Annotated in this window: 13 protein-coding genes and 1 riboswitch; of the genes, 7 read left to right on the top strand and 6 right to left on the bottom strand. The window is 73.6% G+C overall.

The features are described from left to right. Positions 1-117: 117 nt before the first annotated feature. A complete protein-coding gene (locus R7226_RS29135; RefSeq protein WP_404827925.1) occupies positions 118-765 on the bottom strand; it encodes a response regulator transcription factor in 648 nt (215 codons plus the stop codon). A 165-nt stretch (positions 766-930) separates the two neighbouring features. Here R7226_RS29135 and R7226_RS29130 point away from each other — a divergent pair, with 165 nt between their 5' ends. The 4 genes from R7226_RS29130 (at position 931) to R7226_RS29115 (ending at position 5,532) form a co-directional block, all read left to right on the top strand. Then, positions 931-3,114, top strand: a complete 2,184-nt coding sequence (locus R7226_RS29130) for a PKD domain-containing protein (protein WP_318600985.1) — start codon at positions 931-933, stop codon at positions 3,112-3,114. 249 nt (positions 3,115-3,363) lie between these two features. Next, positions 3,364-4,029 carry a CAP domain-containing protein gene (locus tag R7226_RS29125; protein WP_318600984.1) on the top strand — a complete coding sequence of 222 codons (666 nt, stop codon included), beginning with the start codon at positions 3,364-3,366 and terminating at the stop codon, positions 4,027-4,029. A 120-nt stretch (positions 4,030-4,149) separates the two neighbouring features. Further along, the gene (locus R7226_RS29120; RefSeq protein ID WP_318600983.1) at positions 4,150-4,731 is read left to right on the top strand and encodes a putative glycolipid-binding domain-containing protein; all 582 of its coding nucleotides are present in this window, start codon (positions 4,150-4,152) and stop codon (positions 4,729-4,731) included. Between the two features lie 97 nt (positions 4,732-4,828). Then, positions 4,829-4,914, top strand: a riboswitch (cyclic di-GMP riboswitch). Between the two features lie 51 nt (positions 4,915-4,965). Further along, positions 4,966-5,532: a CAP domain-containing protein gene (locus R7226_RS29115; protein WP_318600982.1), complete on the top strand. Its 567-nt coding sequence runs from the start codon at positions 4,966-4,968 to the stop codon at positions 5,530-5,532. Positions 5,533-5,599: 67 nt separating this feature from the next. Here the strand turns inward: R7226_RS29115 and R7226_RS29110 are convergent, their stop codons facing one another. Together R7226_RS29110 and R7226_RS29105 are read right to left on the bottom strand one after the other, a co-directional pair. Further along, positions 5,600-7,756, bottom strand: coding sequence for a RecQ family ATP-dependent DNA helicase (locus R7226_RS29110; protein ID WP_318600981.1), 2,157 nt, complete (start codon positions 7,754-7,756; stop codon positions 5,600-5,602). Positions 7,757-7,765: 9 nt separating this feature from the next. Beyond that, positions 7,766-7,909: a hypothetical protein gene (locus R7226_RS29105; RefSeq protein ID WP_318600980.1), complete on the bottom strand. Its 144-nt coding sequence runs from the start codon at positions 7,907-7,909 to the stop codon at positions 7,766-7,768. 22 nt (positions 7,910-7,931) lie between these two features. On the opposite strand from R7226_RS29105, the gene R7226_RS29100 reads away from it, so the two are divergent. Both R7226_RS29100 and R7226_RS29095 read left to right on the top strand, forming a co-directional pair. After that, entirely contained in the window at positions 7,932-8,189 is a 258-nt protein-coding gene (locus R7226_RS29100) for a type II toxin-antitoxin system VapB family antitoxin (RefSeq protein WP_318600979.1), read from the top strand. Further along, on the top strand, positions 8,189-8,575 hold the full coding sequence (locus R7226_RS29095) for a type II toxin-antitoxin system VapC family toxin (RefSeq protein ID WP_318600978.1): 387 nt from the start codon (positions 8,189-8,191) through the stop codon (positions 8,573-8,575). The genes R7226_RS29100 and R7226_RS29095 overlap by 1 nt, the downstream gene beginning before the upstream one ends. Positions 8,576-8,652: 77 nt before the next feature. On the opposite strand, the gene R7226_RS29090 is transcribed toward R7226_RS29095, so the two are convergent. Continuing rightward, positions 8,653-8,874: an ArsR/SmtB family transcription factor gene (locus tag R7226_RS29090; protein WP_404827924.1), complete on the bottom strand. Its 222-nt coding sequence runs from the start codon at positions 8,872-8,874 to the stop codon at positions 8,653-8,655. A gap of 155 nt (positions 8,875-9,029) precedes the next feature. Here R7226_RS29090 and R7226_RS29085 point away from each other — a divergent pair, with 155 nt between their 5' ends. Further along, positions 9,030-10,262 carry an MFS transporter gene (locus R7226_RS29085; protein ID WP_318600976.1) on the top strand — a complete coding sequence of 411 codons (1,233 nt, stop codon included), beginning with the start codon at positions 9,030-9,032 and terminating at the stop codon, positions 10,260-10,262. 89 nt (positions 10,263-10,351) lie between these two features. Here R7226_RS29085 and R7226_RS29080 read toward each other — a convergent pair whose 3' ends face one another. Both R7226_RS29080 and R7226_RS29075 read right to left on the bottom strand, forming a co-directional pair. Next, positions 10,352-12,517, bottom strand: coding sequence for an MMPL family transporter (locus R7226_RS29080; protein ID WP_318600975.1), 2,166 nt, complete (start codon positions 12,515-12,517; stop codon positions 10,352-10,354). Between the two features lie 170 nt (positions 12,518-12,687). After that, positions 12,688-13,412 (bottom strand): L,D-transpeptidase (locus R7226_RS29075; protein ID WP_318600974.1); only part of this gene is annotated, 725 nt, incomplete at its 5' end.

The following is a 13,412-nucleotide window of genomic DNA, read 5'->3' as shown; positions in this document are numbered from 1 at the left end:
GTCGAACGCGGCGTGCAGGGCGGGACGCGCCTGCGCGCGACACTGCCGCTGCCGCCCGCCGCGCCCGCTCCGCCCCGCGCGCCCGACGCGCCCGCCCAGCCCGGCGGCGCGCCGCCCTCATGACGCTCGCAGCAGCGTGAGCACCGCCGTCACGCGGCGGTGCTGATGGGGCTCGGCGCCCAGCCCGAGCTTGTGGAACAGCCCGGTGACGTGCTTCTCGACAGCGGCCGGCGTGACGTCGAGCGCGGCGGCGATGCCCTGGTTGGAGAGCCCCTCGGCCATCAGCGCGAGCACGTCGCGCTCGCGCGGCGTCAGCCGCTGCAGCGGATCGTCGGGCCGGCGCCGGCCGACCATCCGCGCGACCACCTCCGGGTCGAGCGCGGAGCCGCCGGCGGCGACGCGGCGGACGGCGTCGAGGAAGGAGTCGACGTCGCCGATGCGGGCCTTCAGCAGGTAGCCGACACCGGAGGCGTCGTCGCCGATCAGGTCGAGCGGGTAGCGCTCTTCGAGGAAGTTCGAGAGCACCAGCACGGCGGTGCCGGGATGGTCGCGCCGCACCGTGATCGCCGCACGCAGGCCGTCGTCGGTGCCGCCGGGCGGCATCTGCACGTCGCAGATCGCCACATCGGGAGCGAGCGCGGCGACTTCAGGCACGATCCGGTCGGCGCTCGCGACCTGCGCGACGACCTCCATTCCCGCGTCGTTCAGCAGCCGCGCGAGGCCGGCGCTGAGCAGCACCTCGTCGTCGGCGATCAGCACGCGCAGCGCGGTCACGCCGCACACGATACGAGCCGGCACGCGCGACGACGGCCGCTGACACCGAGGCGCAAGCCGTCTGCGCGACGAGGGATTTCGCGTACTCCCGCGTTCCCCATGCTGACCACGTGCTGGCGCATCGGCGCGCACGTTGCCTACTCTGTGTCTCTGACGATGCGCCGCGCACTGCTCCCCCACCGCCGCTCGCACGCCGACGGCCCGCGTCGTCGCGGCGCGCTCGCGCTCGTCCTGGCGAGCGGCGTGCTCACGCTGCTCGCGCCGGCCGCGCCGGCCGCCGACTGGGTCGATCCGGCTCCCGTGGCGTCGGTGCCGACCGACGGCAACGGCCCGGTCATCGGCCTCGACGGAGACGGCGACGCGATCGCGGCGTGGACCAGCGGGGAGCTCGGCGAGCAGAGACTGCTGACCGCCACCCGCCCGGCCGGCGGCGCCTGGAGCGCGTCGCAGACGCTCGCCGAGGCACCCGTCGTGGAGCGGCCGTCGCTCGACGTCGCCGCCGACGGCGACGCGCTGCTGGCGTGGAGCGAGGGCAACGGCGTCGACTCGTATGAGACCCGCGTCGCCGCCTACGACGCGGGCACGTGGGAGACACCGCACGACTTCCCGCTCGTCGGTCAGCCGGCGACGCAGCTGGAGCTGCGCGCGAACGAGGCCGGCACGGCGATCGTCGCGTGGCTCGAGGTCGATCCCGATTCCGGCACCGTGTCGGTGCGCGCGGCGCACGGCAGCGCCAGCGGCTGGTCGGCCGCCGAGACGGTCTCCGAGCCCGCCGACTTCACCGTGCGCGACGAGGCGCCGCCGCGCGTGCGGATCGCCGACGACGGCAGCGGCGCGGTCGCGTGGACGGCGGCGAAGCTCGTCGACGAACGCTGGCGCGTGCAGGAGAGCCGGCTCGTCGCCGGCGACTGGAGCGGCGACGAGGACATCGACGGCTTCGTCTCCGACGACGCGCTGACCGCCGTGGAGCTGGCCGGCGACGGCGACGGCAATGCCGTCGCGGCGTGGTTCACGGTCGGTGCGACGAGATTGATGGGCGCGATCCTGCGCAACGGCACGTGGACGGTCGCCGACCTCAGCGACGACGTCGTCTCGGCCTGCGTGCCGATCGGCGCGGTCGGCCAGGACGAGGACGGCGGCCCCTCGACCGTCGTCTGGAACGAGGCCTCGAGCGGCGATCTGGTGACGCGGCGCTGGGAGGACGGCAGCTGGCAGGCAGACCCGCAGAGCCTCTTCACGCCGGCGCCGGCAGAGGTCGTGACGGGCGTGCGGCTGAACGGCTCACGCGCGGCGTGGGCGATCAACGACTTCGACGCCGACCAGCACGCGGTCCTCACCGCCGGCCGCGACGCGAGCGGCTGGCTGACTCCCCACACGCTCGCGACCGCTCCGGTCGGCGTCGCATTGTCGGCACCCACGCTCGCCCGCTCGGCGAACGGGGACCAGCTCGCGGCATGGCGTTCCTCCGATCTCGACGGCAGCGGCGCGATCACCGCCGCCGGCTTCCAGGTGACCGCCCCGCGGCTCACCGGGCCAGTGGTGCCGGCGACGGGGACGGTCGGCGTCGCCGCCGCGTTCTCCGCCACAGCCGTTTCGACCTTCGCCCCGACGCCTCAGCTGACCTGGAACTTCGGCGACAGCAGCGCGCCGGTCGCCGGCACGGCGGTCTCGCACACCTACGCCGTCGCCGGGACCTACAGCGTGAGCGTCACGGCGACCGACCAGTTCGGCGCCAGAACGACGGCCGGCAGCACGATCGTCGTCGCGCCCGCGGACGATCCGGACAGAAGAAGAGAGGAGCCGGACCCGGATCCGAACAGAAGAAGAGAGGATCCGCCGGTCGTCGATCCGCCGGTCGTCAATCCGCCTGTGGTCGATCCGCCGGTCGTCAATCCGCCTGTGGTCGATCCGCCGGTCGTGAGACCGGGCGCGCTGGTCGCGCCGCAGCCGGTCGTCAAGGGCCGCACGTTGCGGGTCGCCCGCCGCGCGCGCGGCGTGACGCTGACGCTGCTCAACCGCAACGCCGTCGCGCTGCGCGGCAGCGCGAAGCTGGTGCAGCTGTCGGGCCCGGGGGTCAACGGCCGCCGCGCCCGCACGATCGCGACGCAGCGCAAGGTGGCGCTGGCCGCCGGCAGACGGCAGGCGACGAAGCTGACGATCCCGGCGGCCGTGCTGCGCCAGCTGCGCGCGACCCCGCGCCGCAGCGTGGCGGTGCGGCTGGAGCTGAGCCTGCGCGCGCCCGACGGGCGCACCGTGACGACGAGGCTCGCCTACAAGCTCGTCGCCGACGGCGCGACGACGGCGCCGAAGGCCCGCCGCATCGCCCGCATCGCCTGCTGAGCCGGCGCATCGTCGCGCGGCCTTCCGCCGCAGCGCCCTGCCGAGCCGTCGCACCATCGCGTCCCGGCGCGTCGCGCCACCGTCGCCCGCGTGCGGCCACAGAACGGTCACATCAGGCCCGCTGGCGCTGGCTAGGGTCGTGCCGTGGTCGTGTCGACGCACGCGCCCGGGGTCGCGGCGCGTCCGTCCGGGCCGATCGCGGGATCTCCCGGTTTCCCCTCTGCCCGCGCACGGCCGAGACTGCGCCGCGTGCCATCGATCCGTCCTCTCCCGCGGTGTGCGCCAGCGCTGCTGCTGGCTGCGTTCCTGCTGCTGCCGGCGCCTGCGGGGGCGACGGTGCCTACCGGGGCGACGGCACCCGCCGGGGCGACGGCACCCGCCGGGGCGACGGCGCCCGCCGGGCCCGTCGGCGCGGCCGTCGCTGCGGCGTCCGCCGCCCAGCGCGAATGCGCGGACGCGCGGCTCTCCCCGATCGACGATCCCGAGCGCGCAACGGCGGCCGTCCTCTGTCTGCTCAACCGCGAACGGACCGCGCGCGGCCTGCCCTCGCTGCGCAGCGACCCCGCGCTCGTTCGCGCCGCTCGCGGCCATTCGGGCGACATGGTGCGGCGGCGATTCTTCTCCCACACCTCGCCCGGCGAGATCACGTTCGCCGACCGGATCCGCCGCGCGCGCTACAGCCCTGGAACGGCCGCGAAGCTCGGCGAGAACCTCGCCTGGGGGATGGGCGACCCGGCGCTGCCGATCGTCGTCGTGCGCGGCTGGATGCACAGTCCCGAGCATCGCGCGAACGTGCTCGACCGCCGCTTCCGCGCGATCGGGATCGGGATAGCCCGCGGCGTCCCCGTCGCCACCGCCTCCTCCGCCGCCGCGCGCAGCGGCGCGACGTACACGACGGACTTCGGTTCGCGCTGAGCGCGCCGCGCCGCGCCACTCGCTGCCCGCGCCCGTCCGCTGCCGCCCGCTCGCTGCCGGCGCCCGCTCGCTGCCGCCCGCCCGCCCCGGCCCTGGGATGATCGTCCGATGGTGCGGCGGATGGTGTTGTGGCGCGGACTCGAGGAGTGGACGGCCGAGTCGGCGCGGGTCGAGATCGGCGCGGACGGCCTGCGCGCGACCGGCACGCAGCTCGGCGACTTCCAGGTGCCGTATCGGCTCGACTACGCGCTCGACGCGACCGGCCCGGGCTTCGTGACGCGGCATCTGCGGGTCGCGGCGGCCGGCGAGGGCTGGCGCCGTTCGGTCGACCTGCTGCGCGGCGAGGACGGCGGTTGGCGCTGCTCGGCCGAGGCGGAGGGGGCGGTCGCGCTCGCCGCGCCCGGCCTGCCGGAGGATGCGCCGCTCGACGCGGCCACGTTGGACTGCGACCTCGGCCTCTGCCCGCTGACGAACCTGATGCCCGTGCGCCGTCACCTGCTCGATCGCGAGCCCGGTGAGCGGAACTTCACGATGGCCTGGGTGTCGGTACCCGACCTCGCGATCCACGTCGACGAGCAGCGCTACGAGCACGTGCGGACGGGCGTCGTCCGCTTCAGCCAGCCGTCCGGTTTCAGCGCCGAGCTGGAGCTCGACGAAGACGGCCTCGTGGTCGTCTATCCGGGCATCGCGCGTCGCGTGTGAGCGGCGCCCAGCGACCTCTGAGCGCGGTCCAGAAACGCGGACAGGCGCGTCAGCGCTAGACACGGCGGGTATCGTCGGTGTCGAAACCGCAGCTCGCCACTCGAAAAGGCAAACCGCTCGTGAGAGCGGGACGCAAAGCCACGGGACTCCAGGTCAGACCAAGGAGCCAGCCGGGTTGCCGAACGAACGAGGCATTCGAGCCAGGTGCGGGCGCTCGAATGCCAAGGAGTTGCGTTGCAACGCTTCACCGGGATCCGCATCCCTGTCGCGGCCGCCGTGTTGGCCGCGGTCGTCGCCCTCCTCTGCGCTGCTGCCGGCGCGAACGCCGCGTCGAGCTGCGCGAACGTCCACACGACCCCCGCCGAGAACGCGACCGCCGCGCACGACGCGACGCTCTGCCTGCTCAACCGCGAGCGCGCCGCTCACGGGCTGCGTCCGCTGCATGCCAACGACGCGCTGGCTCGCGCCGCCCGGGGTCACTCGTCCGACATGGTCGCTCGCCGCTTCTTCGACCACACGGCTCCGGGCAACGTCACCTTCGTCGAGCGCATCAAGCGGGCTCGCTACGCGCCGCGCGGCGGCTGGGCCGTCGGCGAGAACCTGGCCTGGGGCAGCGGCAGCCTGGCGGAGCCGATCACGATCGTCCGCAGCTGGATGCGCAGTCCCGGCCACCGCGCCAACATCCTCAACGGCCGCTTCCGCGCGATCGGCATCGGCATCGCGCGCGGCATCCCCGTCAACGCCTCGGCCGCGGTCGCCCGCTCCGGCGCGACGTACACGACCGACTTCGGCTCGCGCTGAAAACAGGCCGGGGCGCGTCGCCCCGGCCGCCGATCGCGTGCCGCTGTGCGAGTTCGCCAGCGTCGCCTCAGACGAGCGTCGCAAGCGCCAGCGGCACGATCGCGTCGGCCCCGGCCTTGCGCAGCTGGCCGCCGGTCATCGCGAGCGTGAAGCCGGACAGCCGGCGGTCGTCGACCAGCACCCCGGTCCCGGGCGGCGGCGGCACGACCACGGTGAAGGCGCCGCGGACGTTCGCCGCCTGCTGTGCGGCGTTCGCCATCTCCCGCTGCGGCGGACGCTCCTCACGCCGCTGAAGCAGACGCACGTGCGGCACGCCGAGCTGTCGCGCGACCGCCTCGGCGAGCTGCTCGACCACGCCGCCGTAGCGCACTGACGGCACGCTCGTGACCCAGTCCGCCCGCGCGCCGGCCCCGGTGCCGCTGCGCAGCGCGTCGGCGAGCGCGACCGCGACCTCGTCGTCGAGCCGCCCGGCGGTGAGCCCGCGCTCGATCGCCGGCCACCAACCGCCGTCGCCGAACCGCGCCAGCGCCCAGCCCGGTTCGACGAGCGCGCCCGGCGGGATCTTGCGCATCGTCCCGCCCGGGTCTGGCGCCATCTTGCGCTGCTCCAGCACGATCGGCCGCGAGCGCAGGTGGCGCTGCGCCTGTTCGACCAGCCGCGGCGCCGGCGGCGTCCCGTAGCGCGGGCCGGCGCAGACCGAGCAGCGACCGCAGTCGGCCGGCGCCGGGTCGTCCAGCTCCTCCTGGAGCGCGCGCATCAGGCAGCGGCCGTCGGTGCCGAACGACGCCATCGCCTCCTGCTCAGCGCGGCGCAACGCGGTGATCTGCGCGTAGCGCTCCCCGTCGTACTCCCAGTCGCTTCCCGGGACCGCATGCCAGCGCGTGCCGTCGCGCCTCACCGCGCCCTCGACGTCGAGGATCTTCAACATCGCCTCGATCCGCCCGGCCCCGAGGTTGACGACGGCCATCAGCTCGCGGCTCGTCCGCCCCTGCCCCTCCGCGGCCGCCTGCGACAGCTCCGCGAGCACTGCCGTGACCTTCTCCTGCGCCGGAAATGCCTGCTCGATGAAGAAGTCCTGGATGCGCCTGTCCTCGCTGCCGCGCAGCAGCACCACCTCGGCGCTCTCGACGCCGCGCCCCGCACGACCGACCTGCTGGTAGTACGAGACGACCGAGCCAGGTGCCTGGTAGTGCACGACGAACTCGAGGTCGGCCTTGTCGTAGCCCATGCCGAGCGCGCTGGTCGCGACGAGCGCCTTCAGCTCATTGCGCAGCAGCTTCTCCTCCGCGGCGATCCGCTGCTCGGTCTCCTGCTCGCCGCTGTAGGCGAGCGCTGAGATCCCGTTCGCGGTCAGGAACGACGCGACCTGCTCCGCGTCGCGCTTCGTCAGCGTGTAGACGATTCCGGAGCCGGGCAGCTCCGGCAGTCGCTCGACCAGCCAAGCGAGCCGCTCCGCCGGACGCGGCAGCTCGAGCGCTTCCAGCCGCAGCGAGCTGCGCCCGAGCGGTCCGCGGTAGGAGCGCAGCGGCTCGGCGGCGTCCGCGCTGCCCGCGGCACCCGCGCCGGTCGCTGGGCCGGCCGCGACGCCCGCGCCGGTTCCCGCTCCGAGCTGTTCGAGCACGTCGGCGACGACGCGGTCGTTCGCCGTCGCGGTCGTGCCGAGCACGGAGACGCCCTCCGGCAGTGCCGCGAGCATGTCCTTGACGCGCCGGTAGTCGGGCCGGAAGTCGTGCCCCCAGTCGGAGATGCAGTGCGCCTCGTCGATCACGAGCAATCCCACCGAGGCGGCGAACAGCGGCAGCATCTCGTCGCGGAAGCGCGGGTTGTTGAGCCGCTCTGGCGAGATCAGCAGGAGGTCGATCTCGTCACGCGCGAGTCCGTCGCGGATGTCGTCCCACGCGTCGCGGTTGGTCGAGTTGATCGTCTGGGCACGCAGACCGAGCCGCTGCGCCCCGGCGATCTGATTGCGCATCAGCGCCAGCAGCGGCGAGACGATCAGCGTCGGCCCCGCGCCCTGCGCGCGCAGCAGCGCGGTCGCGACGAAGTAGACGGCCGACTTGCCCCAGCCGGTGCGCTGCACGCACAGCACGCGCGCGCGATCGGCGACGACGTCGTGGATCGCTTCGAGCTGACCGTCGCGGAACTGGGCGGCGGGATCGCCGGTGAGCGCGCGGAGCCGGTCGAGCGTCTGCGCGGCGAAGTCGGGAGCGACGGCGGTGGGCATGCCTCCACCCTAGCCGCCGTCGGTGGCGAGGTCGCGGGTGCGTGAGTTAATTTGCAAACTCGCGTAGAGACGTAACAATTCGATCGGCAGGCTGCCGAGCATGCCGATCACAGCCTCAATTACCACTTGTGATGTGTGGACTTCCTCCGCCACGGGACCTACCGTTGCGGATGCGATGGAACTCCACATCACCAACCTCATAGCCGTCGCCGTCGCGCAGGAGATCGCGGCCACGACCGGCGAGCCGATCGAAACCGTCGTCGAGAAGGCGCTGCGCGAGCGGCTGCGCACCGTTCGCGGCACGCCTCCGACGCCCGAGCTCCGCCGGCAGGCGATCGAGCGCATCCAGCGCGAGGTCGCCAAGCTCCCGGTGCTTGACGACCGCAGCCCGGACGAGATCCTCGGCTACGGCGAAGACGGGCTGCCGAGCTGATGGTCGTCGACAGCTCGGCCCTCGTCGCGATCGTGCTCAAAGAGCCCGACGCCGACATCTTCGTGCGGTCAATCGAACGGGCCAAAGATCCGCTGCTCTCGACGGTCTCGTTCGTTGAGTCCGCGATGGTGCTGTTCGGGCGTATCGGTGAGCCGGGGCTCCAGCAGCTCGACCATCTCGTCGTCGAAAGTGACCTCTTCTGCGTGGCCGTCGATCTCCGCCAAGCGCAGGCCGCCCGGGAGGCGTGGCGGAAGTTCGGCAAAGGCAACTCGCCGGCGCGACTGAACCTGGGTGACTGCTTCAGCTACGCGCTGGCGCGCACGCTCGACCGGCCGCTGCTGTTCAAGGGAGGTGACTTCCTGCGGACCGACGTAGCGGTCGCGTAGCCGCGGGACAGACTCGCCCGGGGCTCGCGGCGGAGCTGACGTGCCGCCGCGCGACCCGAGGGTCTGGCGCCAGGGGCTCAGCCGCGCAGCAGCACGTCGACCAGGCCCGGGAAGCGGGCTTCGAGGTCGTCGCGGCGGAGCGAGATGTAGCGCTCGGTGCCGGCAGCCCGCGTCCGCGTCACACCGGCCTCGCGCAACAGCTTGAGGTGATAGGAGCAGGTCGAGGTCGGCAGGCCGACGGCGCCGGTCACCGCGCCCGACTTCAGCTCCGTCCCGGCTTCTGCGAGCGTTCGGATCATCGCGAGCCGCACGGGCTCGCCGCAGGTCCGCAGGATCGCGGCAAGCTCAAGACGATCGGCCGGCGGATGAGGAATCTCTCGAACATGGTTCGACATTGCTCGTACTATGGTACAACACTAGTTCGAAGATTTTGGAACTTTCGAAGGAGTACCCGGTGCAGCGCTCAACCCCAACATCCGCAGCAGGCGCAGCCCCGCGCCGGCTGACCGGGACGGCCGCCTTCGCGGTCGTCGCGGCGGTGATCGGCCTGGCGCTCGCCGCCTCGGCCACGCCATCGCCGCTGTACGGGGTCTACCAGGAGCAGTGGCAGTTCTCGACGATCACGCTGACGCTCGTCTACGCCGTCTACTGCATCGGCGTGCTGGGGGCGCTGCTCGTCGCCGGCTCGATCTCCGACGACGTCGGCCGCCGGCCGGTGCTCGTGACGGCGCTGAGCGGACTCGTCCTCTCGACGGTCCTGTTCGCGCTCGCCGAGTCGGTCACCTGGCTGTTCGTGGCGCGGGCGCTGCAGGGCATCTCGACCGGCGTCGCGCTCGGCGCCGCCGGCGCCGCGCTGATCGACCTGCATCCCCGCGGCGACGCGCGACGCGTCGGGCTGGTCAACGGCACGGTCAGCGGTGCCGGGATGGGGCTCGGCTCGTTCGTCGCGGCGGCACTCGTCCAGTACGGACCGGCACCGAAGGTCACGCCGTTCGTCCTCCTCGGCGTGCTGTTCGCGTTGGCGCTCGTCGCGACGCTGCTGCTGCCCGAGCCCGTCCGCGACCGCCGCCGCCTTTCGCTGCGGATCCAGATCCCGCGCATCCCGCCGTCGGTGCGCGGGCCGTTCACGCTGTCGGCGCTCGCCGTGCTCGCGTCGTGGTCGATCGGCGGGATCTACCTCTCGCTCGGCCCGCGCCTCGCGGCCGAGATGCTGCACACCGACAACCACATGGCCGGCGGGATCGCGATCCTCGCGCTGACGATCCCCGGCGTCTTCACGCAGCTGATCTGGCACGAGGCCGACCCGCATCGGCTGGCCTCGATCGGCGCCGCCGTGCTCGGCTTCGGGATGGCGCTGATCGTGCTCTCGCTCTCGACCCACTCGGCCGCGTTCTTCGTCGGCGCGAGCGCGATCACGGGCGCCGGCTGGGGCGTCGCCTTCCTCGGCGCGCTGCGCTCGCTGACCGTCGTCATCCCACCACAGCACCGCGCCGAGGTGATGTCCGCCTTCTACGTCGTCGCCTACGCCTCATTGGCCGTGCCCGCGATCGTGGCCGGCGTCGTCGTCACCCACATCAGCATCGACGACACCTTCCGCATCTTCGGCACGCTCGTCGTCGTGCTCGCGGCGATCGTCGCGACGCTCGCGGCGCGCGTGCGCACCGGGCGCGCGGCCGTCGCGGTCTGAGACGCAGCGCACGCCCGCAGCAGCGGGCGTGCGCTGATGAGACCCGCGGGTTGGACTCGGGGGCGAGCCGGGCCGTCGCGGTCTGAGGATCAATCCGCGGCAGCGACCCTGCGCTCCAGCGCCACGCGCGGCAGCCGTACGCTCAGCCACCGCGGCATCCACCACGCCCACCGATCCATCAGCCGCATCACGGCAGGGACGATCAGGCAGCGGATCACGACCGCGTCAAGCAGGATCGCGACGGCCAGCCCGAGCCCGAACTGCTTCATCATGCGGTCCGGGCTGGTCATGAAGGCGCCGAAGACGACGACCATGATCGCCCCCGCCGCGGTGATCACGCGGCCGGTCGCGGCGAGCCCTTCGCGCACCGCGTGGCGGGCATCACCGGTCCGCTCCCACTCCTCGTGCATCCGCCCGACGAGGAAGACCTCGTAGTCCATCGAGAGACCGAAGACGATCGCGAAGATCAGGATCGGGATCGTCGAGTCGACCGGGCTCGGCTCGATCCCGAACAGCCCGTGCTGGAAGACGAGCGTGACGACGCCGAGCGCGGCGCCGATGCTGAGCAGGTTCAGCACCGCCGCCTTCAGCGGGATCAGCAGCGAGCGGAAGACGACCATCAGCAGCAGCGCGGAGAGCCCGACGACGATCGCGACGAACAGCGGCAGCCGCTCCTGCACGGCGTGGGCGTAGTCGTCGGCCGCCGCCGTCGAGCCGCCGACGAGATAGGTCGCGCCCGTTCTCGCCGCCAGCGGCGGCAGCACGTCGTCGCGCAGCCGCGTCACGAGCTGCTGCGTCGCCTCGTCCTGCGGCTTGGCGTCGGGGAAGGCGACGACCGTCGTGACCTCCCCGCTCCCCCCGTCCTGCGGCGGTGCGACGGCGGCGACGCCGGGGGTGTCGGCGAGCGTGGTGCGGAGCGACTCGGCAGCGGCCGCGCCACCGCCGTCGGCGACGATCAGCAGCGGGCCGTTGAAGCCGGCACCGAAGCCGTCCGCGAGCAGGTCGTACGCCTTGCGCGGACCGCTGGAGGCGCTGTCGTTGCCGGCGTCGGCGAAGCCGAGCCGCATGTCGGTCGCGGGCAGCGCGAGCGCGACCATCAGCGTCCCGGCGACCGCCAGCACGGCGACCGGGCGCGCCTGCACGAACGCCGCCCAGCGGCGCCAGCGCTCGCCCTCGACGCGCTGGCGGCGACGAGCCTTCAGCGCCCGCTTGCGCACGCTGCGCTCGATCCGCTTGCCGAAGACCGTCAGCAGCGCAGGCAGCAGCGTCAGCGACGCGACCATCGTCACGAGCACGGTCACCGAGACGCCGAGCGCGACCCCCTGCAGGATGCCGATGCCGAGCGCGATCAGGCCGAGCAGGCCGATGATCACCGTCGCGCCCGCGAAGACGACCGAGCGGCCGGCGGTGTCGAGCGCGATCCGCAGCGCGTCGTCGCGGTCGCGGTCGGCGAGCAGCTCCGAGCGGTAGCGCGAGAAGATCAGCAGCGCGTAGTCGATCCCGACGCCGAGCCCGACGAGCGACATCAGCGCCGGCGTGAAGTCGGCGACGTCGAACAGGTGCGAGCCGATCACGATCAGCGCCGTCGTGCCGCCGACCGCGATCAGCGCGGTCACGATCGGGATGCTCGCCGCCAACAGCGAGCCGAACAGGAAGACGAGGATCACGAGCGCCGCGAGCGTTCCGATCGACTCGGCCCCGCCGCCGCCCGCATCGACGTAGCGGACGGCGTCGCCGCCCAGCTCGACCTGCAGACCGTCCCCCCGCGCCGCCTCGGCGGTGTCGATCAGCCGCTCGATCGCGGCTCTCGGGACGGCGTTGCTGGTGTCGTCGAGCGCGACCGTCGCGTAGGCGATCGTGCCGTCTCTGGAGACGGCGCCGCTCGTGAACGGGTCCTGCACGCCGGCGACGTGCGGCAGCCTGCTGACCTCGGCGACCATCGACTCGACCCGTTCGCGTGTCCGCGGATCGCCGACGCCGCCTGGATCGCGCATCACGATCTGCACGGTGTCGCCGGCCTGTGCCGGCGACGAGCGCTTCAGGGTGTCGAGCGCCGCCTGCGACTCCGTCCCGGGCAGCGCGAAGTCGTTGTTCCAGTCGGCGCCGATCGCGAACGAGCTGCCGAGCACCGCCAGCAGCGTCACGAGCCACAGCGCGATCGCGCGACGGCGGTGTCGGATCGACCAGTGGGCGAGCCGCTCGAAGCGGCTCTCTGAGGGGCGCGCCGGGGCGGGGCGCGAGCGGGTGGAGGTCATGCCCGGCACGCTCTCAACGGCAGGACGCCATGTCGCTGGGGTGCCGTGGCGTTCATGCGGGGGCCGGCGGCCCGGTCGCCGCCGGGGGATATCCCCCGGCTCTGGCGGGCGGGGCGCGGCGGGCGTGGGCGCGGCGGGCGTGGGCGCGGCGGGCGGGGGCGCGGCGCGGCTCAGCGCCGGATCAGGACCGGCGTGCCGCGCGGGGCGAGCGACAGCAGCCGGTTGACGACCGTCTGCGGCGCGCGCACGCAGCCGTGCGAGGCGGCGGTGCCGAGCGGGTCGCCGAGCTGGTCGGAGGCGTGGACCGCGGCCTGCGGAATCCCGCCCTGGTAGTGCGCCAGCGTGCGCGAGTAGGCGACGAGCGCGAGCACGCGCGGTCCCAGCACGCTGCCGGGCGGCTCCTCGGCGACCGCGTCGACGGCGAACTGGCCGACGGGGGTCGGCGAGACGGGGGCGCCGACGACGACGCTCGTGCTCAGCCGCGTGCGGCCGGCGCGCTGGAAGACGAGCGTCCGCTCCGACAGGTCGACGACGATGCGGCGATCGGTGCGCGCGAGCAGTGCGGCTCGCGCGGGAATCCAGCCGTGCGAGCCTGCCGGCATGCCCTTCAGCAGCACGTCGAGCCAGCGTTCGCCGCCGACCGTGCGGCTGCCGAGCACCAGCAGCACGTTGGGGCCGCCCCAGAACGGCGCGACAGTGCCGATCTGGCGCATCGCGGCGGCGTCGGCGCGCGGCGCGCTGCGGGCGGCGACCGGCTCGACGATCCGCGCCGTCCACGCCTCGCGCGCGGTCGGGCCGTGCGGCTTGGGCGCCGCGGAGGAGACGGGGCCCCGCTCGCCACGCGCGGCGGCGGTCGGCGCGCCAGCGTTCGGCGCGGCGGCCGTCGCCAACGCCG

This window comes from Conexibacter stalactiti, assembly GCF_033542075.1.
Lineage (GTDB): Bacteria > Actinomycetota > Thermoleophilia > Solirubrobacterales > Solirubrobacteraceae > Conexibacter > Conexibacter stalactiti.
Note: the sequence above shows the minus strand (reverse complement) of the source record. Positions and strands in the feature narration are given on the sequence as shown.

Coding starts and splice junctions, on each gene's coding strand:
- R7226_RS29130 (WP_318600985.1), top strand. CDS start 931: ATGCGCCGCGCACTGCTCCCCCACCGCCGCTCGCACGCCGACGGCCCG.
- R7226_RS29120 (WP_318600983.1), top strand. CDS start 4,150: ATGGTGTTGTGGCGCGGACTCGAGGAGTGGACGGCCGAGTCGGCGCGG.
- R7226_RS29110 (WP_318600981.1), bottom strand. CDS start 7,756: ATGCCCACCGCCGTCGCTCCCGACTTCGCCGCGCAGACGCTCGACCGG.
- R7226_RS29100 (WP_318600979.1), top strand. CDS start 7,932: ATGGAACTCCACATCACCAACCTCATAGCCGTCGCCGTCGCGCAGGAG.
- R7226_RS29095 (WP_318600978.1), top strand. CDS start 8,189: ATGGTCGTCGACAGCTCGGCCCTCGTCGCGATCGTGCTCAAAGAGCCC.
- R7226_RS29090 (WP_404827924.1), bottom strand. CDS start 8,874: ATGATCCGAACGCTCGCAGAAGCCGGGACGGAGCTGAAGTCGGGCGCG.
- R7226_RS29080 (WP_318600975.1), bottom strand. CDS start 12,517: ATGACCTCCACCCGCTCGCGCCCCGCCCCGGCGCGCCCCTCAGAGAGC.